The 17,841-nt window shown below is 60.5% G+C and carries 16 protein-coding genes and 2 pseudogenes; 14 read left to right on the plus strand and 4 right to left on the minus strand.

Features of this window, described 5'->3' with window-relative positions; genetic code table 11:
- Positions 1 to 55 precede the first annotated feature (55 nt).
- Positions 56 to 1,732 (plus strand): long-chain-fatty-acid--CoA ligase, encoded by a 1,677-nt coding sequence (locus tag ACQR1E_RS30320; RefSeq protein WP_434842757.1) that lies wholly within the window; start codon positions 56 to 58, stop codon positions 1,730 to 1,732.
- A 53-nt stretch (positions 1,733 to 1,785) separates the two neighbouring features.
- Here ACQR1E_RS30320 and ACQR1E_RS30325 read toward each other — a convergent pair whose 3' ends face one another.
- On the minus strand, positions 1,786 to 2,304 hold the full coding sequence (locus ACQR1E_RS30325; RefSeq protein WP_315827680.1) for a winged helix-turn-helix transcriptional regulator: 519 nt from the start codon (positions 2,302 to 2,304) through the stop codon (positions 1,786 to 1,788).
- A gap of 245 nt (positions 2,305 to 2,549) precedes the next feature.
- Here ACQR1E_RS30325 and ACQR1E_RS30330 point away from each other — a divergent pair, with 245 nt between their 5' ends.
- Both ACQR1E_RS30330 and ACQR1E_RS30335 read left to right on the plus strand, forming a co-directional pair.
- On the plus strand, positions 2,550 to 3,176 hold the full coding sequence (locus tag ACQR1E_RS30330; protein ID WP_434842918.1) for a 2-hydroxychromene-2-carboxylate isomerase: 627 nt from the start codon (positions 2,550 to 2,552) through the stop codon (positions 3,174 to 3,176).
- Between the two features lie 85 nt (positions 3,177 to 3,261).
- Positions 3,262 to 4,461, plus strand: coding sequence for a CaiB/BaiF CoA transferase family protein (locus tag ACQR1E_RS30335; RefSeq protein WP_316172587.1), 1,200 nt, complete (start codon positions 3,262 to 3,264; stop codon positions 4,459 to 4,461).
- Here the strand turns inward: ACQR1E_RS30335 and ACQR1E_RS30340 are convergent.
- Together ACQR1E_RS30340 and ACQR1E_RS30345 are read right to left on the minus strand one after the other, a co-directional pair.
- Positions 4,458 to 5,135, minus strand: a complete 678-nt coding sequence (locus tag ACQR1E_RS30340) for a glutathione S-transferase family protein (protein ID WP_316169625.1) — start codon at positions 5,133 to 5,135, stop codon at positions 4,458 to 4,460. The two genes, ACQR1E_RS30335 and ACQR1E_RS30340, sit on opposite strands and share 4 nt — an antisense overlap.
- 10 nt (positions 5,136 to 5,145) lie before the next feature.
- Entirely contained in the window at positions 5,146 to 5,889 is a 744-nt protein-coding gene (locus ACQR1E_RS30345; protein ID WP_316172586.1) for an SDR family NAD(P)-dependent oxidoreductase, read from the minus strand.
- A gap of 241 nt (positions 5,890 to 6,130) precedes the next feature.
- On the opposite strand from ACQR1E_RS30345, the gene ACQR1E_RS30350 reads away from it, so the two are divergent.
- From ACQR1E_RS30350 to ACQR1E_RS30400, 11 genes and pseudogenes are all read left to right on the plus strand, one after another.
- Positions 6,131 to 6,868, plus strand: coding sequence for an SDR family oxidoreductase (locus ACQR1E_RS30350; RefSeq protein WP_315714199.1), 738 nt, complete (start codon positions 6,131 to 6,133; stop codon positions 6,866 to 6,868).
- Positions 6,869 to 6,880: 12 nt separating this feature from the next.
- Positions 6,881 to 8,062 (plus strand): acyl-CoA dehydrogenase family protein, encoded by a 1,182-nt coding sequence (locus ACQR1E_RS30355; protein WP_434872330.1) that lies wholly within the window; start codon positions 6,881 to 6,883, stop codon positions 8,060 to 8,062.
- A gap of 24 nt (positions 8,063 to 8,086) precedes the next feature.
- The gene (locus ACQR1E_RS30360) at positions 8,087 to 9,226 is read left to right on the plus strand and encodes an acyl-CoA dehydrogenase family protein (RefSeq protein WP_316169284.1); all 1,140 of its coding nucleotides are present in this window, start codon (positions 8,087 to 8,089) and stop codon (positions 9,224 to 9,226) included.
- A gap of 14 nt (positions 9,227 to 9,240) precedes the next feature.
- The gene (locus tag ACQR1E_RS30365; protein WP_316186744.1) at positions 9,241 to 10,425 is read left to right on the plus strand and encodes an acetyl-CoA C-acyltransferase; all 1,185 of its coding nucleotides are present in this window, start codon (positions 9,241 to 9,243) and stop codon (positions 10,423 to 10,425) included.
- A gap of 19 nt (positions 10,426 to 10,444) precedes the next feature.
- A complete protein-coding gene (locus tag ACQR1E_RS30370) occupies positions 10,445 to 11,449 on the plus strand; it encodes an NAD(P)H-dependent flavin oxidoreductase (RefSeq protein WP_316172582.1) in 1,005 nt (334 codons plus the stop codon).
- A gap of 65 nt (positions 11,450 to 11,514) precedes the next feature.
- Positions 11,515 to 12,345 (plus strand): annotated as a pseudogene (locus tag ACQR1E_RS30375) (enoyl-CoA hydratase-related protein).
- Positions 12,342 to 13,052, plus strand: coding sequence for an SDR family NAD(P)-dependent oxidoreductase (locus tag ACQR1E_RS30380; protein ID WP_434897939.1), 711 nt, complete (start codon positions 12,342 to 12,344; stop codon positions 13,050 to 13,052). The pseudogene ACQR1E_RS30375 and the gene ACQR1E_RS30380 overlap by 4 nt, the downstream one beginning before the upstream one ends.
- A gap of 113 nt (positions 13,053 to 13,165) precedes the next feature.
- Positions 13,166 to 13,667, plus strand: a pseudogene (locus ACQR1E_RS30385) (fumarylacetoacetate hydrolase family protein); the annotation flags it as partial.
- A 99-nt stretch (positions 13,668 to 13,766) separates the two neighbouring features.
- A complete protein-coding gene (locus ACQR1E_RS30390) occupies positions 13,767 to 14,564 on the plus strand; it encodes an enoyl-CoA hydratase/isomerase family protein (protein WP_316169281.1) in 798 nt (265 codons plus the stop codon).
- Between the two features lies 1 nt (position 14,565).
- Positions 14,566 to 15,831 carry a CaiB/BaiF CoA transferase family protein gene (locus ACQR1E_RS30395; protein WP_315750119.1) on the plus strand — a complete coding sequence of 422 codons (1,266 nt, stop codon included), beginning with the start codon at positions 14,566 to 14,568 and terminating at the stop codon, positions 15,829 to 15,831.
- A 110-nt stretch (positions 15,832 to 15,941) separates the two neighbouring features.
- Positions 15,942 to 16,490 carry a winged helix-turn-helix transcriptional regulator gene (locus tag ACQR1E_RS30400; protein ID WP_315768661.1) on the plus strand — a complete coding sequence of 183 codons (549 nt, stop codon included), beginning with the start codon at positions 15,942 to 15,944 and terminating at the stop codon, positions 16,488 to 16,490.
- A gap of 81 nt (positions 16,491 to 16,571) precedes the next feature.
- Here ACQR1E_RS30400 and fabF read toward each other — a convergent pair whose 3' ends face one another.
- Positions 16,572 to 17,834: a beta-ketoacyl-ACP synthase II gene (gene fabF, locus ACQR1E_RS30405; protein ID WP_315714210.1), complete on the minus strand. Its 1,263-nt coding sequence runs from the start codon at positions 17,832 to 17,834 to the stop codon at positions 16,572 to 16,574.
- Positions 17,835 to 17,841: the final 7 nt, after the last annotated feature.

Here is a 17,841-nt window from a genome sequence, read left to right on the forward strand (position 1 = left end):
GTGGTGTCTCGCTAACGCCGGTGGCGTCAATCGCTGCAGCTGAAATGAGGTTATCGTGAAAGGATTGATGCAGAATCAGCCTTTGCTGCTGTCCTCGCTCTTGAAGCATGCGGAGCGCTTCCATTCGCGGACGGAGATCGTTTCGCGCACCGTGGAGGGCTCGATTCATCGCTATACGTATGGGGATGCGGCGCGTCGCACCAGAAGGCTTGCCGATGCTTTGACCCGCCATGGCATCTTGCAGGGCGATCGTGTCGCAACTCTTGCCTGGAACACGTTCAGGCATTTCGAGATCGAGCATGGCGTCACGGGAATCGGTGCAGTATGGCATGCGATCAACCCGAGGCTTATCCCGGATCAGATCAGCTACATTGCAAATCACGCCGAAGACAAGATCCTGTTCTTCGACAGCTCGTTTCTTCCCCTCGTGGAGAAGCTGGCGGCCGGGCTTTCCTCCGTGAAGATGTTTGTCCTGATGGCGGATCGAGCCGACATGCCAAGGACGACGCTTCCGAATTTGCTGTGCTACGAGGAATTCGTGGACTTGGGAAAGGAGGAGTTTGAATGGCCGGTATTCGACGAACTTTCGGCCTCCTCCCTGTTCTACACGTCGGGGACCACAGGCAATCCCAAGGGCGTTCTCTACTCGCATCGATCGGATATCCTGCATTGCCTCTGCATCTGCGGTGCATACGCAATGGGCATTGCGCCGCGCGACACGCTTCTGCCGATGACTCCGATGTTTCACGCCAACGGGGCCTGGGGCCTGACCCATGCAGCTCCCATGGTCGGTGCCAAGCTGGTCCTGCCAGGACCCAAAATGGACGGCGCCGCCATTGCGGAGTTGATCGACAGGGAAGGCGTGACCATGACCGCCGGGGTCCCGACACTCTATTCAAACCTGCTCCAGTACTTAGAGTCCAGGGGTACCGGTGCTGGGACGCTCGAGCGCATCATAGTTGCCGGTTCGGCGCCCGCGCCTAGCCTGATCGAGGGTCTTGAGCGCCTGGGCGTCTCTGTCAACCATCTGTGGGGCATGACTGAGACGAGTCCTTGCGGTACGTCTTCGCAGCCGTCGCGACGCACGGCGAGCCTTTCCCCGCAGGATCGGCTTCGACGCAAGACCAGCCAGGGGCAGCCGATCTACGGCGTCGACATCAAGATCGCTGACGAGCGGGGCAGTGAGATGCCACGCGACGGAAAATCCAGCGGCCGATTGATGGTGCGTGGACCGTGGATCATCAGCGGTTACTACGGGGAGGACAAGCCGCTGCTGGAGGACGGCTGGTTCAATACCGGGGATCTCGCTGTGATGGATGACGATAATTACATCCAGCTGACGGATCGCGCCAAAGACGTTGTGAAGTCAGGCGGGGAATGGATTTCGTCCATCGACCTGGAAAACCTGGCGAAGGGATGCCCGGGAGTCACGGAGGCGGCCGTGATCGGCGTTCCTCATCCGAAATGGGAGGAGCGACCGCTGCTTATCGTCGTGCCGACATCCGGAGCGACCGTGACGGCGCAATCGATCAGGACCTATCTGGACAACAAAATCGCCAAATGGTGGATGCCTGACGATATCGTCTTCGTTGACGCGCTCAGCTATGGCGCGACGGGCAAGATCCAGAAGATGGAGCTACGCCAACGCTTCTCACGGCATTATTCCGCGCCAGCGCGAGGGGACAGTGCAAGAGTGCCACAGGGCACTTCAGCGCAGAGCAACGCATCGTGATGCGAACCTCGTCGAGCCGTCGCCAGTCCCCGCCGAAAGGCAAACGCGCGGGATCACGCTGCTTGTCTGCGGGTCCTTGCCTTGCTCGGCTTCTGTTCGGGAGAGGCCTTCTCGAGCTTCGCGCGCGCGCCGGGGCCCGGATGGGTATGAACTTCCTTCGCCGACAGCGGTTCGCCGCATTCCGAGCACACCATTACGGGATCGAAGACCTTGCCGCATTTCTTATGCTCATGCAGCAGAGGTCGCCCGCGTTCGTCGACCATGTGCGTGTCGCCCCAATGGACGAGCGCCATCATGATCGGATAGAGATCGAGGCCCTTTTGCGTCAGGATGTACTCATGGCGCTTGGGTGAATCCTGATATGGAATTCGCCGCAACACGCCGTTCCGCACCAGCTTCTTCAGCCGCTCGGCAAGCAGATGGCGCGTGATCCCGAGCGCAGACTGGAAGCCTTCAAATCGTCGGGTGCGCAGAAAGCATTCGCGTAAAATCAGAAGGGTCCAACGGTCGCCAATTACACCTATGGTTCGTGCCAGTGAACATGGCTCTTCCTCGAGGGCATCCCACTTCATTCGTACTTCTCCACTCTTCCAGCGACGGGTCGCTCGAATCGCCAACGCAACCGTCTTTTCAAGAGCCATTCTAGATAGGGACTACGTTCCAAACAACCTCTAACCGATCTGGGCCAAAATAGCAGAAACTGCCAGTTTATTGACAGTTCGTTTTTAGAACTGTATGAGAGTTGGCGATACGGTTCGTGCGGACCAAACATGACCACTTCAACAATGCCTATGCGGGAGAGGCCGGCGTGACAGCTCTGAAGGTTGAATTCCAGTTCGATTTCGGCAGTCCCAACGCCTATCTGGCGGAACGCGCAATACCTGGCGTCGAGCGACGGACAGGCGTGAAGTTTGATTATGTGCCGATACTTCTCGGCGGCATCTACAAGGCGACCGGCAACATGTCCCCGGCGGAGTCGCTGCACGGCATCAAGAACAAGCCCGAATACATGGCGATCGAGACGCAGCGCTTCATCCGTCGCCACAACATCACGACATTTCGGCAAAATCCGTTTTTTCCGGTGAATACGCTGATGCTGATGCGCGGTGCGGTCGCCGCTCAGTTCGAGGGTATGTTCGAGCCGTATTTCCGGGCCGCTTACCATCACATGTGGGAGGATCCGAAGAAGATGGACGACGTCGAGGTGTTCCGCGCGGCTTTCAAATCCTCAGGGCTCGACATCGACAGGCTGATGGCACGAGCTCAGCAGGACGACGTCAAGAAGAGGCTCATCGACCTGACCACGGATGCGGTCAACCGCGGAGCATTCGGTTCGCCGACGTTCTTCGTCGGCAAGGAGATGTTCTTCGGCAAGGACCAGCTCCGGGACGTCGAGGAATCGATCGTCGAGCAGATGCGACAGCCTGCCGCCAGCATTGCGTGACACGAAACGCGACACGAGATAATGCGGCCTGGCCGAAGGAGTTGGCGTAAAGGCCGGAAGAACCAGCCAGGGGAAGGGAAACGTCATGCCAGGGCCGCTTAGCGGAGTTCGTGTGCTCGATCTGACCGGTGTGGTATCAGGTCCGTTCGCGACGATGTTTTTGGCCGACCAGGGCGCCGACGTGATCAAGATCGAGCCGATTGGTGGCGACATCACCCGCCGCAGCCGCGCCACCATCGACAAGCGCGGTGAGTTCTCGGCGTTGTTCATCTCATCAAACCGTGGCAAGCGTTCGCTTGCGCTCGACGTCAAGAGCGAGGCCGGCCGCGAGGTGCTTGCCAAACTTGTCGCGCAATCCGACGTGCTGGTGCAGAATTTTCGGCCCGGCACGATGGAACGCCTCGGGCTCGGCGCCGCCGAGTTGCGCGGCCGCTATCCGCGGCTGATTTACGTTTCCATCAGCGGCGTCGGCGAAACCGGCCCTTATGTCAAGAAGCGCGTCTACGATCCGATCATTCAGGGTCTCTCGGGGTTCGCCGACATCCAGTCGCAGCCTGTGACGAACCGGCCACAGATGATCAGAACCATCGTTTGCGACAAGACCACGGCCGTCATGACGGCACAAGCGGTTGCAGCAGCGCTCTATGCGCGAGAGAAGAGCGGACAAGGGGATCACATCCAGGTCGCGATGCTGGATGCAATGATCTCTTACCTCTGGCCAGAAGGTATGATGCAATACACTGTGGTGGGCGCCGAGGCTGCTGCGGCCGATCCCAATGATCGCCCCGACCTCGTGTTCAAGACCAGCGACGGCTACATCACTTGCGGTACTATCTCGGACTCGGAATGGCAGGGGTTTTGTCGCGCGACAGGTGATCCGGAGCTTGGCACCGACCCACGTTTTGCGACGCCGGCGGCGCGTTCCGTCAATGCGACTGCTCGCATCAACAAGATGGCTGAATACATCGCGCAGCACAACACCGCCGAATGGCTGGAGCGGCTCGATGCAGCAGACGTCCCCTGCGCGCCGATCCTGCGCCGTGGGGAGATCATTCACAACGAGCAGGTGATTGCGCGCGATCTCATTGCCGAGTTGGACCAGCCCAGTGTTGGTCGCATTCGACAGCCCAAGCCGGCCGCTCGCTTCGAAGTCAATCCGGCTGCGATCGGTGGCCCTGCCCCCCGAATCGGTGAGCATTCGCGCGAGATCCTGGGTGCGCTCGGCTATGACAATGCCGCAATCGAGAAGATGGCGACCGAAAAATCGGTCCGGATCTCGGGTTAAGCCGGCGGAGCTTTTGGCAGCACCGGCGTAATCGGAACGAGCGGAATGTTAGCTTCCTGGCCGAGCCGATAGGCAGGCCGGGCGTGGATGCGCTCCAGATAGGGCAGGGCGTTATCGCAGACGCCCACCTCATAGGTGATCGCCCATTCGAGACACGTGGTCAGCAGGATATCGGCGCTGGTGAACTGATCGCCCATCAGGTATCGGCGTCCATCGGCAAGCGCGACCTCCACATGGCGCAATTGCTCGCGGAAATACTCGCCTGCCCTGGCGACGACTTCGGGAGCAATGCCGTAGATGGTGCCAAGCCCATCTGCCCGATGGCGCCGCATTACATAGAGGCTAGTGGAATCAAGCTCTGCAACGATGAAGAAGCACCATTCCAGCCAGGCAGCATAGTCGCGCTGCTTTTCTGGGATCAGCGCCCGGTCCCGCGTGGAGTAAGTGCGTGACAGGTACGCGACGATGGCGGCACTCTCGCCGATGCAGAAATCGCCGTCCTGTAGCAGCGGAACCTTCTGCCGCGGATTGAGCGCGGTATATTCCGCCGTCTTGGTTTCCCCAGTACGCGGCCCAATCGGCTTGCTCGTGTAGGCGAGACCGAGCTCGTACATCGCCCAGTGCGCCCGTACGGTCCGGCTGGTGCCTGCTCCCCACAGCGTCAGATTCGGCATGGTGTCCATCTCACCATTTCTCCGCGGAAGGACGGAGGTCGAGTTCATGGGTCCAGCCATCTCTGGTCTGCTCGTGCGCGAACCAATAGGCTTCCGCGATCGATGATGTTTTCGTCAGGCTGTCCGGTGGAATCTCGCTCGCCTCCATGCCTTTAGCCGCCTTCATTCGGGCATGGATCGCCGGGCTGTCGACGCCGGCATCGATAATGAGGTGCACCACGTGGATATTTTTTGGGCCCAATTCCCGGGCCATTGACTGCGCGACAGCGCGTAGACCGAATTTCGCGCTGGCGAAGGCCGCATAGCCCGTTCCGCCGCGGAGGCTGGCGGTCGCGCCGGTGAACAGGATGCTGCCCCGACCGCGCGATACCATGTAGCGTGCGGCCTCGCGGCCGACCAGAAATCCGGCGTAACAGGCGAGTTCCCACGCTTTAGAGAACAGCTTCTCGGTTGTCTCCAGTAAAGGCTTGTTGACGTTCGATCCGGCGTTGAAAAGGCAGACCTCGATTGGCCCGATCTCCTTCTCGATGCGCGCGAATATTTCCTGAACCCCGGATTCCTGGCGAGCATCGACACTAAAGGCGTGAATCCTGTGACCCGCCGCTCTCAGCTCCGCCACGAGCGCCTGCGATTTTGCTGCCTCCCGCCTGCAGATACAAACGGTATATCCGCCCTTCGCAAAGCGGCGGGCGACGGCCGCCCCGATCGCGTCGCCAGCGCCGACAAGTATCGCCACTCCGCGGGCTCTCGCCATCTCAATTCCTCCCCCATAAGTTCGTATTTGAAACTGTGTAAATAGACTGTGTCGACGATGCTGTAAACGGCGTCTGCGAGTGAGAGAACCAGTTTCGGTGCACAGGCCAGGTAAATCAATCTGAAAATGTCGATTGACTAGTTCTAAAAAAGAACGTTCAATCGTCGTTAGATGCGGTGACTGAGCGGGCTGCCGGCGCTAAGCCAAAGACGCCAGATCTAGCCTGATCGGAGGAAAAGCCATGCAAAAGCGGAGCGCGACCGTCGCTGTGATCGGCGCCGGTGACTATATCGGTGCCGAGATCGCGAAGAAATTTGCTTCGGAAGGCTTCACGGTCTTCGCCGGTCGCCGCAACGGGGACAAGCTGGAGCCCTTGGTCAAGGAAATCGAGAAGGCAGGAGGCGAGATTCATGCGCGTTCGCTCGACGCGCGCAAGGAAGATGAGATCGTTTCATTCCTCGGCGATGCCGACAAGCACGCTCCGCTCGAGGTCTGCATCTTCAACATCGGCGCCAATGTCAATTTTCCCATTCTCGACACCACTGAACGGGTGTTCCGCAAAGTTTGGGAAATGGCGTGCTATTCCGGCTTTCTCGCGGGGCGCGAAGCCGCGCGGCTGATGCTGCCCCGCGGCAAGGGCAACATCTTCTTCACAGGCGCGACCGCCAGTCTCCGCGGCGGAACGGGCTATGCGGCGTTCGCCAGCGCAAAGTTTGGCCTTCGCGCGGTTGCGCAGGCGATCGCACGCGAATTGGGCCCCAAGAACATCCACGTCGCGCACCTCGTCATCGATTCCGGCGTCGATACCGAATGGGTTCGCCAGAGACGGATCGAGGCGCTTGGGCCGAATGCACTGGACAATCCCGACCTGCTGATGCCCCCAGCCTCCGTCGCAGAATCGTATTGGCAGCTCTATCAACAGCCCCGCAGCGCGTGGACGTTCGAGATGGAAATTCGACCGTTCGGCGAAAAGTGGTAACGAGGCCTTTCGATGGAGCTTGAGCTTTCGAAAGAGGATGCTGCTTTCCGCGATGAAGTGCGTGCATTCATCGTGGAGCACTATCCGCAGGAAATGCGGGTGCCGAACCCGGAGACCGACCTGACCAAGGAGCAGACGCTCCTTTGGCATCGCATCCTCTACAAGAAGGGCTGGATCGCGCCGCTGTGGCCGAAGGAATATGGTGGGCCCGGCTGGTCGATCACGCAGCGCTTCATCTTCGAGCAGGAAACCAGCCGAGCCGGGACGCTGCCGCCTTTGGCATTCAGCGTCACCATGGTCGGGCCCGTCATCTACACTTTCGGTAGCAAGGCGCAGAAGGAGAAATTCCTGCCGCGCATTCTCTCCGGCGAGGACTGGTGGTGTCAGGGCTATTCGGAGCCCGGCTCAGGATCGGACCTTGCGTCGGTCAGAACCAAGGCCGTACGTGATGGCGACCATTACGTCGTCAACGGCCACAAGACCTGGACGACGCTGGCGCAGCACGCCGACTGGATCTTTTGCCTGGTGCGGACCGACCCGGCGGCCAAACCGCAGGCCGGCATATCCTTTCTCCTGATCGATATGAAATCGCCCGGCGTGACCGTGCGCCCGATCATCACCATCGACGGCAGCCACGAGGTCAATGACGTCTTCCTGGAAAATGTCCGCGTTCCGATCGAAAACCTGATCGGTGAGGAGAATAAGGGCTGGACCTACGCAAAATTCCTGCTCGGAAACGAGCGCACCAGTATGGCTGGCATCGGCCGTTCGACGCGCTACCTGGATCGGCTGAAGCAAATCGTGAAGGCCGAGATTCCCGAAGAAGATCCGACGTATCTCGAATTCGTGCGGGATATCGCACGGATCGAGCTGGACGTGTTGGCCTTGGAAGCAACCGAGCTTCGCGTGGTGGCACAAATGGCCCGCGGGATCGATCCAGGCGCCGCCGCGTCGTTGTTCAAGATTCGGGGTACGGAGATCTTCCAGAACATCACCGAGCTGACGCACCGGGCAATCGGTAATTACGGTCTGGCGATCCGGGAGCATCCCGTCAGTGCCAACCACTTCATGCCGGGCCCGGCCTACGGTCACACTGCGTCCGAGAAGTACCTGAATTCACGCAAGCTCTCGATCTACGGCGGATCGAACGAGATCCAGCGCAACATCATCGCCAAGGCCGTGCTCGGACTTTAGGCCGAGCGGAGTACGGGGGATCGGATGGATATTCAGTTCACGGAAGAGCAGGAACTATTGCGGTCCAGCGTGCAGCGGCTTCTGCGGGATCGATACGACTTTGAAGCGCGTCGCAAGATCGTAGCCAGCGAAGAAGGCTTCAGTCGCAAGCACTGGGCCTCGTTCGCCGAACTCGGCCTGCTTGCCGCACCTTTTTCGGAGGATGCGGGCGGCCTCGGCGGTGGTCCCCTGGCGACCATGATCGTGATGAGGGAATTCGGCCGTCACCTCGTGGTCGAGCCATTTTTGGAGACGGTCGTTCTGGCCGGCGGCCTGATCGAGAGTGAAGCCTCGCCTGCACAGAGGGATCAGTTCATTCCCAACATCATCTCCGGGAAATCAATCTGGGCGCTGGCCTGGGCAGAAAAGGGCTCGCGCTACGATTTCGCTGACGTCACAACAACGGCGCGCCGCGAAGGTAGTGACTATGTCCTGAACGGCGAAAAGGCGGTCGCGATCGCGGCCCCCTGGGCGGATTACCTGATCGTCTCAGCACGCACCTCGGGCCACCGTCTCGACTCGGAAGGCGTCAGTCTGTTCATCGTTGATCGTCGCGCCGCCAATCTTCACCTGCAAGGCTTCAAGACGATCGACGGCCGCCGAGCGGCCGAGGTCAGCCTCAAGGACGTGCGCGTCGGCAACGATAGCTTGCTAGGCGAAGAAGGAGGGGGCGCCGCCGCGCTAGAAGCGATTTCCGAACGCGTCATTGGCGCGCTGTGTGCCGAGGCCGTCGGCGCGATGGCCGAATTGAACTCGGCGACGCTGGAATACACCAAGACGCGAAAACAGTTCGGCGTGGCGCTCGGCACCTTCCAGGTTTTGCAGCATCGGATGGTAGACATGTTCATCGCGCATCAGGAAGCGGTGTCCCTGATGCAGCATCTCAACTTAGGTCTGGCGGCAAACGAATCGGGCCTATCGAGACTGGCGTCGGGAGCCAAGGCAAAGGTCGGCTACGCCGCTAGATTCGTGGCCGATCAGGCCGTGCAACTGCATGGCGGCATGGGCATGAGCGACGAGCTCAATGTCGGCCACTACTTCAAGCGGATTTCTTCCATCAACATCCAGTACGGCGATCCCGCATTCCATGTTCTGCGCTATGCGCAGACCGATGCGGCCGCATAAAACAGAGGCAAAATATGACAGAAGCAGTCATCGTATCGACCGCGCGCACCGGGGTCGGGAAGGCCTATCGCGGGGCGCTGAACAACACCGACGGACCGACCATGGCGGGCCATGTGATCGCGGAAGCCGTCAGGCGCGCCAAGATCGAGCCCGGCGAAGTCGAGGACATCGTGATGGGTTGCGCGATGCAGCAGGGCACCATGGTTATGAACGTCGCCCGCAAAGGCGCGATCCGTGCCGGATTGCCGGTGACGGTTGCCGGCACGACCATTGATCGGCAATGCGCATCCGGCTTGCAGGCCATCGCGGTCGCCGCGCGCTCGATCATGCTTGACGGCGTCGATGTCGCCATCGGAGGCGGCATCGAATCCATCAGCCTCGTCCAGAACGAGTATATGAACAAGTTTCACGCCGTCGACGCCGATTTGATGGCGATGAAGCCGGAAATGTACATGTCGATGCTGGAGACTGCCGAAGTGGTCGCCGAGCGCTACAAGATCGGGCGCGACCGCCAGGATGAATATTCGCTCGACTGCCAGCGTCGCGTCGGAGCCGCGCTGCAGGGTGGGCGCTTCAGTGACGAGATCGTTCCGATCACGACGAAAATGGCTGTCGGCGACAAGGACACCAAGGAGATCTCCTACCAGGAGGTTACCCTGGCAAAAGACGAAGGTCCGCGCCCGGAGACCACGGCCGAGGGCTTGGCCAAAATCAAGCCGGTGTTCGAAGGCAAGACCATCAGTGCTGGCAATGCCAGCCAGCTCTCCGATGGCGCGTCGGCTTGCGTAATCATGAGCGACAAGATTGCTGCAAAGAAGGGAATCCAACCACTTGGTATTTTCCGCGGCTTCGTCGCCGCGGGTGTCGAGCCCGACGAGATGGGTGTCGGGCCGGTGGCCGCGATCCCTCGCTTGTTGAAACGGCACGGCTTGCGAATCGACGATATCGATCTGTGGGAGCTGAACGAGGCCTATGCGGTTCAGGTGATCTACTGCCGCGACAAGCTGGGCATTGATCCGGACAAATTGAACGTCAATGGTGGGGCGATCGCCATCGGCCACCCCTATGGCATGACGGGCTCGCGACTGGCCGGCCATATCCTGATCGAGGGCCGACGCCGCAAAGCGAAATTCGGCGTGGTGACGATGTGCATCGGCGGCGGTATGGGTGCGGCCGGGCTTTTCGAGATCGTGCACTGATCGGAAACTGGAGGCTTACGTGAAGACAGCTATCACTGAACTATTTGGCATCCAGCATCCGATTATTCAGGGCGGCATGCATTATGTCGGCTTTGCCGAACTGGCTGCAGCGGTGTCCAACGCCGGCGGCCTTGGCATCATCACCGGCTTGACGCAGAAGACGCCGGAGCTGTTGGCCAAGGAGATCGCGCGCTGCCGCGATATGACGGACAAGCCGTTCGGCGTAAACCTCACCTTCCTGCCGACCTTTTCGGCGCCACCCTATCCCGAATACATTCAAGCCATCGCCGAAGGCGGCGTCAGGGCCGTCGAGACCGCGGGCCGCAGTCCCGAGCAATACATGCCAGCGCTCAAGGCGGCCGGCATCAAGGTGATCCACAAGTGCACGTCCGTCCGGCATTCGCTCAAAGCCCAGGAAATCGGGTGCGACGCCGTCAGCGTCGACGGTTTCGAATGCGGCGGTCATCCCGGCGAAGACGACATGCCCAACATGATCCTGTTGCCGCGCGCCGCCGATGAGCTGTCGATCCCATTCGTGGCGTCGGGCGGCATGGCGGATGCCCGCAGCCTAGTCGCGGCGCTGGCGATGGGCGCGGCAGGCATCAATATGGGCACGCGTTTCATCGCTACCAAGGAAGCGCCGGTGCACGACAACGTCAAGAACGCGCTGTTGGAAGCTACCGAACTCGACACCCGCCTTGTAATGCGCAACTTGCGCAACACCGAGCGTGTGTTGAAGAACAAGGGCGTCGATCGCCTGCTAGAGATCGAGCGTGAAAAGGGCAAGAGCCTGAAGATCGAGGACATCCTCGACCAGGTCGCGGGCGTCTACCCCAGGGTCATGATCGATGGCGACATGGATGCCGGGGCCTGGAGCTGCGGCATGGTCGTCGGCCTCATCCATGACATTCCAACGGTGAAGGAACTGATCGATCGCATCATGACCGATGCGGATGCGATCATCCGTCAGCGACTAACCGGCTTCCTCGACGCCGACGAAAATTCCGTCCGAAAGGGGGCTTGAGGCGACAGACGTCCGCTAACGAGGTGGCGGATTGCTGATGGTCCTGGGCCGGGAGGCTGCGTATCATGACCGATGGATCAATTTCGATCGACACTGGAACGAACGAACTACTCTGTTCGGTCCGAGATCGCGTTGCCATTATCACGCTGAACCGGCCCGAAGCGCGGAATTCACTATCGGACCATTTGACGCCGGCGCTGCGCCGGATGATCAGGCAAACTGGCAGCGATCCTGATGTCGGCGCTCTGCTGATCACCGGCGCCGGCACCGCTTTTTGCTCCGGCGGCGATGTCAAGGGTATGGGCACAAAGTCGTCCACGAGGCCCATGGCCTATGGAGACAAGGTCGTACGCCTGATGGAAGGGCAGCGGACGCTGACCGGGGCGCTTGTCTCTCTCCGCAAGCCAACGATCGCGGCGCTTCCGGGGCCGGCCGCCGGCGCCGGCCTTGCCATCGCGCTTGCTTGCGATATCCGGATTGCCTCCGAATCTGCCTTAATGACTACTGGTTATGCCAAGATTGCATTGACCGGAGACTACGGAATTTCCTGGCTGCTGACCCGGTTGGCCGGGACGGCGCGCGCGAGAGAGCTGATGTAGTTGTCAGAACGGATCGATGCCCGCCGCTGCGAGGCGTTGGGCCTTGTCAACCGTGTAGTACCCGATGCAGATCTGCTAAGCGAAGCGTTTGTCATCGCAAGAACACTCGCGAATGGTCCGGCCCATGCGTATGCAGCGATCAAAGACAATCTCGATCTGGCGCTGTCGACAGATTTTGTGACATCGCTGGACCATGAAGCCAAAAACATGGTCATGGCGGCGGAGACTGCACAGCATGCTGAAGCCGTAAAGGCGTTCATCGAGAAGCGCGCGCCTGATTTTCGAGGCATTCCATGAAGACAGCAATTGTCATCGGAGTGGGCCCAGAGCGGGGACTGGGGGCCCAGTTGTGCAAGAGATTCGCCGCTGAAGGTTTGAGGGTGATAGTCGCCGGCCGTACGAAACTCGCGCTCGAGACGATCGCAAATGACATTACCTCATCGGGCGGACAGGCTCTCCCGATAGTGGCGGATGCGACGAACGAAGCCGATGTAGTAGCAATGTTCGACAGAGCCGGCGATGAACTCGATCTGGCGATCTATAATGCGGGCAACAACACACCCGGGCGTATTCTGGAGATGGAAGCGGGGTACTTCGAGCAAAGCTGGCGTGTCGTCTGCTTCGGTGGGTTCCTGTTTGGCCGCGAGGCCGTTCGCCGCATGCTGCCGAACAAGGCCGGCACGCTTTTGTTTACCGGCGCCAGTGCTTCGCTGCGCGGAAAATCGGGGTATGGCGCGTTCAATTCGGCGAAAGCTGGCCTGCGGATTCTCGCGCAGGCCATGGCAAAGGAATATGCCAGCGAAGGGATCCATGTAGGGCACGTCGTTGTCGACGGAGCCATCGCCGGTGACAAGATCTTCAAGCGCATACCCGACGCAGCCCAGCGGGAGAACAGCCTGGTCAGTATCGAGGGCATAGTCGACGCATTTGCGTTCCTCTACCGGCAATCACCGCGAGCATGGTCGTTTGAAGTTGATGTCCGTACCTCCCAGGAAAGGTGGTGATCGCCGTCAGGCCGGTGCGTCATTCATGGGAGGCGGGCCCGTGGCCACCTGAAATTTCTCAGCGTCATGACGTGCGAATTGCAATCCGTGGCCTATGCTCCGCTTCACGGTGCAGGAAGGTGATGGACTACGAACTGGCGTTCGGATTCGTCACTAAGCGTAAAGGCGCGAACACGGCTGCGAAGGCGCGCGATCACATATTTGGCTACACGATTTTCAATGGTTTTTCCGCGCGAGATGCCCAGCTCATAGAGATGGCAGGCCGGCTCGGGCCGGCCAAGGGTAAAAGCTTTGATGGGGGCAATGTGTTGGGGACCCTGGATCGTCACGCATGACGAAATTGACGACTCCTACAAACTCAGGATGGAAGCTCGCGTGAACTGAGAACTTCGTTCTCAAGGTACCAGCGAAGGCGTGCTTTTCTCGTTCGAGGAAATCATTGCACACGTCACCCTGGATGAGACGTTGATGCCCGGCGAGTTCATCGAGTCCGGCACGGTTGGCAATGGCTGCGGCCTCGAACTCGGCTGGTACCTCGAGCATGGAGAGAGCATTGAGCTCGAAGTCGAGAAGATCGGCATCCTGAAGAACCGCGTGGAACGCCGGACTGGTTGATATCGATGACGACTTGCAAAACGCAAGTCATCATGTATTGTGCCTGCAAGGGCCGGAGTGTGCATCTGCAGGTGCGGGGCCGGAAAACAGGAGGCAACTTTGTCCGAGGAAGCGATGGTTGCGCGCGAGGAGCGTGGCAATATCTCCGTTTTGACGATGGTTTACCGGCCGTACAATCTGCTCGGCCCGAAGCTCATCAACGCTATCGTGGAGCAGGTGGAAGCATCGCGAAAGGCGGGTAGCCGTGCCATCGTGATCAGAAGCGGATTGCGCCACTTTTCTGCCGGCGCCGACCTGGACATCTTTGACAAGCGCGTAGCGGCGGGCACATCTGATCAGAGCGGTGAAAATCGGCTGCTGAGCGGCGTCGAGTTCCTCCGCTTCATGGAATTATTGCCGATTCCGTTGATCGCCAGCGTTCATGGCGTTTGCCTCGGCGGCGGGCTCGAGCTCGCGCTGTCATGCGACTATGTCATCGCGGCTTCGTCAGCAAAGATCGGCTCGGTCGAGGCGACGCTTGGGTTGCATCCGCTACTTGGCGGAATCCAGCGGCAAGTTCAGCGGATCGGGGCACAGCGAGCCAAAGAGATGTCGATGCTGGCACGGCGCTACGATGCGCCGACATTGGAGAAGTGGGGCCTGATTAATCTTACCGTGCCCGAGGAATCCTTGGAAAAGGCGACGATGTCTATCGCGGAGGAGTTCGCGCAGGGGCCGACGGTAGCGCACGCGGCGACCAAGGAGCTTGTGCATATTGCGGTCAACGACGGTGTGGTGGCGGCAGACGAAGCGATGGCAAGAGTGCAGGCGCCGATCTGGGCATCGGAAGATCTGAAAACCGGTCTTGCGTCATTCCGCAAGAACGGCCCGGGTCTCGCCAAGTTCGCGGGGCGCTGACATGGGCGGTCCTCTCAACGGAATCCGTGTCGTCGACTTCTCCCGTGTGTTGGCAGGCCCCTTATGCGCGCGAACCTTGCAGGATCTCGGTGCCGAGGTCATCAAGGTGGAGCCGCCAAGCCCGGACGTCTCACGCTTCGCGTTTCCCTCAACCGACGGGATGTCGGGCTATTACGCGCAGCAGAACGCCGGTAAACGCAACGTCAGCATCAATCTCAATGTTCCCGGTGCTTATGAACTCGCACTGAAGCTCTGCGATACCGCCGATGTCGTCGTGGAAAACTTCCGCGCGGGCACGCTTGGCTTCTTCGGCCTTGATTATGAAACCCTGTCCAAGCGCAATCCGCGATTGGTATATGCCTCGATCACCGGCTATGGCCAGGGCGGACCCTGGCGCAGCCGGATGGCCTATGCGCCGACCGTGCAGGCCGAGGCCGGCTTCACCGAAAACAGCATTCGTCACTATGGAGAGGCGTTGACTGAACCGCGCACGGACAGCCTCTCGCACGCGGACGTCTACGCCGGCCTGCAGGCCACCATCGCGATTCTTGGCGCGCTGAATAGCCGCCAAAGGACAGGTCAGGGCCAATATATCGATGTCGCGATGGCTGCGACACTGCTCGCGGTCAACGAACGTGCACATGTCGATCTTTCCGACGATGATATTGGAGCCGAGCCCGCCGTGCTCGGCGCGACGGACTGCTCATTCTTTACCGGACCTAATGGAGAGCATTTCACGGTTGCGACGAGCATTATCGGCAGCCGGACCTTCCCATCCTGGCTGCGCGCGATGCGTCGCGTGGATTTGATGGACGACCCGCGCTTTGCGAGCGCGGCCGCGCGTCGCTTGAATTTCGGTGTGCTGCACCAGATCATCCAGTCGTGGATCTTGACCTTCCCCGACATGGCGACGCTCGATGCCCAATTCGACGAAGCCAAGATCGCGATGGGCGAGATCCGCTCGATCAAGGAACTAAGCGCGTCGGAATGGAGCGATTATTGGGGCGCAGTGCAGCACGTGCCGGACCGCAGCGGCGGCGAATATCGACTGCCGGGTCGGCCGTGGCGGTTCTCGGCGGAGGAGTTGAAGCCGATCGGAGCACCTGCGTTCCAGGGAGAGCACAATTTCGAGGTGTTCAGCGAACTGGGCGTGAGCCAGGAGGAACTGAGACGCTTGAGCGAAGCGGGTGTGCTGGTCACGCATCCCCGCGCTCTGGAGCCCGAGATTGGCGTCAAGCCGCCGGCCGAGTCGGGCCGTGCGGCCTGAGATACGAGAGAACCATTCGGCTGCGAAGGTTTGCAACCCCCTAGCTGGCACTGGACATACTGGGATTCGGCTCAATATGGTATGAGCGGAATTCGAAGCTTAGGAAAACGATGTCCGGTGCGAAGCAGAGCCGTCTTGCCAATAAGGAATGCTCCATGGCCCGCGCCATGGAGGTGGTCGGCGACCGCTGGTCCATCCTGATTCTCCGTGAAGCCTATTATGGCGTGAAGCGGTTCGATGAGTTCGAACACTACATTGGCATTGCTCCCAATATCTTGAGCAATCGCTTGAAGAAGTTCGTCGATGCTGGTGTGATGACGCGCGTGCCGCTGCCCGAACATTCCGGACGATACGAGTACGTGCTGACCGAGAAGGGGCGCGCTTTCTTTCCGGCCTACCTGGCTCTCAAGAAGTGGGGCGATGATTGGCTCGCAGAGCCTGAGGGACCGCAGGTCGTCTTCCGCGATCGTGTCGCTGGGCGCCCGATTGAATTTCCCGTACTGCGGACGTCCAGCGGCAAGCCTCTGCGGCTCGAGGACGTCGAAGTCGTGCCGGGCTCGGGCGCCGTTCCCTTCAATCGCAAGCGATTTGGTGGCACGGCTTCTGCGGAAGCCTCGGCTGGTGTGAGGGCAAGCGCCCAAAGACGAAAGCGGAAGTAGCGGCTTGCCAAGATGTGGCTAAGGCGGCCGGGAGAACGCAGCAGCCGTGGCCCGCTCCGCTTTTACCGGAGCTGAACCCCGCTACTGCCAGCGCCGAAAGATGATGCTCGCGTTGACGCCTCCAAAGCCGAAACCGTTGGAGATCGCATGCTCCATCGTCATGGGCCGGGCCTGACCGGCGACAAGGTCGACACCTGCCGCGGCGGCATCGCAAGTTTCGAGATTGAGAGTAGGTGGCGCGACCTGATCGCGCAGTGCCAGAATCGTGAAGATTGCTTCCGCTCCGCCGGCCGCTCCGAGCAGATGGCCAGTTGCGGATTTGGTGGCACTCACGGCAATCTGCCCCTCGCGGCCGAAGACCGCCTTGATCGCCTCCAGTTCGGAAACATCGCCAACTGGCGTTGACGTGGAATGCGCGTTGAGGTGCTGGACGTCACCGGGTTTGAGGCCGGCCTGCCGCAATGCGCCTTCCATGGCGCGGCGCGCACCGTCGCCGTCCTCGGGCCCTGACGTGATGTGGTACGCATCTGCCGTCGTTCCGTAGCCGACGATTTCCGCAATCGGCTTTGCGCCGCGGCGGATCGCATGCTCCAGCTCTTCTATGACCAGGACGCCCGCGCCTTCGCCCATGACAAAGCCGTCGCGATCACGGTCGAAGGGACGGGAAGCGCGGGCGGGCGTTTCATTGAAGCCGGTCGAAAGCGCACGCGCAGCGGCGAACCCGCCCAGGCTCACGAGATCGATGCAGGCTTCCGAACCGCCGCAAACCGCGGCGTCGGCTTCTCCAGATCGGATCAGGCGTGCGGCATCGCCGATTGCCTGCACGCTCGCGGCGCAGGCGGTGACCGGCGCGCCGATGGGACCCTTGAAGCCGTAGCGGATCGAGATGTGGCCAGCCGCGAGATTTGCGAGAAAGGACGGCACGGTGAAAGGCGAGAGACGCCGGACCCCGCGCTGGTCTGTGGTGCGGACCGCTTCCACGATCGCCGGAAAGCCTCCGATGCCGGAAGCGATCACTGTTGCCGTGCGCTCGAGCGAATGCGCATCGGACGGAGTCCATTCCGCCTGGGCAATGGCCTCGGCCGCGGCGGCAAGCGCGAACAGGATGAAGCGATCCATCCTTCGCTGATCCTTAGGCGCGACGGTCAGATCCGGATCGAATCCGCCCTCTTGATCTTTGGCCCTTGTCGGCACCATTCCTGCGACCCGCGCCGGCAGGGCCGCCGCCCACTCGGGAAGGGCGGCAAGCCCCGAACGGGCCGCGAGCAGCCGTGACCACGCCAGCTCGCTGCCGCAACCCACCGGCGATACCAATCCCAATCCCGTAACGACGACTCGGCGCATCACGGAT

The organism is Bradyrhizobium sp. HKCCYLRH1030, from assembly GCF_051168395.1.
GTDB lineage: Bacteria > Pseudomonadota > Alphaproteobacteria > Rhizobiales > Xanthobacteraceae > Bradyrhizobium.

Bases quoted from the DNA above. Each gene is read 5' to 3' on its own strand.
- ACQR1E_RS30355 (WP_434872330.1), top strand. From the start codon at position 6,881: ATGGAGCTTGAGCTTTCGAAAGAGGATGCTGCTTTCCGCGATGAAGTG.
- ACQR1E_RS30395 (WP_315750119.1), top strand. From the start codon at position 14,566: ATGGGCGGTCCTCTCAACGGAATCCGTGTCGTCGACTTCTCCCGTGTG.
- ACQR1E_RS30360 (WP_316169284.1), top strand. From the start codon at position 8,087: ATGGATATTCAGTTCACGGAAGAGCAGGAACTATTGCGGTCCAGCGTG.
- fabF (WP_315714210.1), bottom strand. From the start codon at position 17,834: ATGCGCCGAGTCGTCGTTACGGGATTGGGATTGGTATCGCCGGTGGGT.
- ACQR1E_RS30335 (WP_316172587.1), top strand. From the start codon at position 3,262: ATGCCAGGGCCGCTTAGCGGAGTTCGTGTGCTCGATCTGACCGGTGTG.
- ACQR1E_RS30340 (WP_316169625.1), bottom strand. From the start codon at position 5,135: ATGCCGAATCTGACGCTGTGGGGAGCAGGCACCAGCCGGACCGTACGG.
- ACQR1E_RS30325 (WP_315827680.1), bottom strand. From the start codon at position 2,304: ATGAAGTGGGATGCCCTCGAGGAAGAGCCATGTTCACTGGCACGAACC.
- ACQR1E_RS30350 (WP_315714199.1), top strand. From the start codon at position 6,131: ATGCAAAAGCGGAGCGCGACCGTCGCTGTGATCGGCGCCGGTGACTAT.
- ACQR1E_RS30345 (WP_316172586.1), bottom strand. From the start codon at position 5,889: ATGGCGAGAGCCCGCGGAGTGGCGATACTTGTCGGCGCTGGCGACGCG.
- ACQR1E_RS30380 (WP_434897939.1), top strand. From the start codon at position 12,342: ATGAAGACAGCAATTGTCATCGGAGTGGGCCCAGAGCGGGGACTGGGG.
- ACQR1E_RS30365 (WP_316186744.1), top strand. From the start codon at position 9,241: ATGACAGAAGCAGTCATCGTATCGACCGCGCGCACCGGGGTCGGGAAG.
- ACQR1E_RS30400 (WP_315768661.1), top strand. From the start codon at position 15,942: ATGTCCGGTGCGAAGCAGAGCCGTCTTGCCAATAAGGAATGCTCCATG.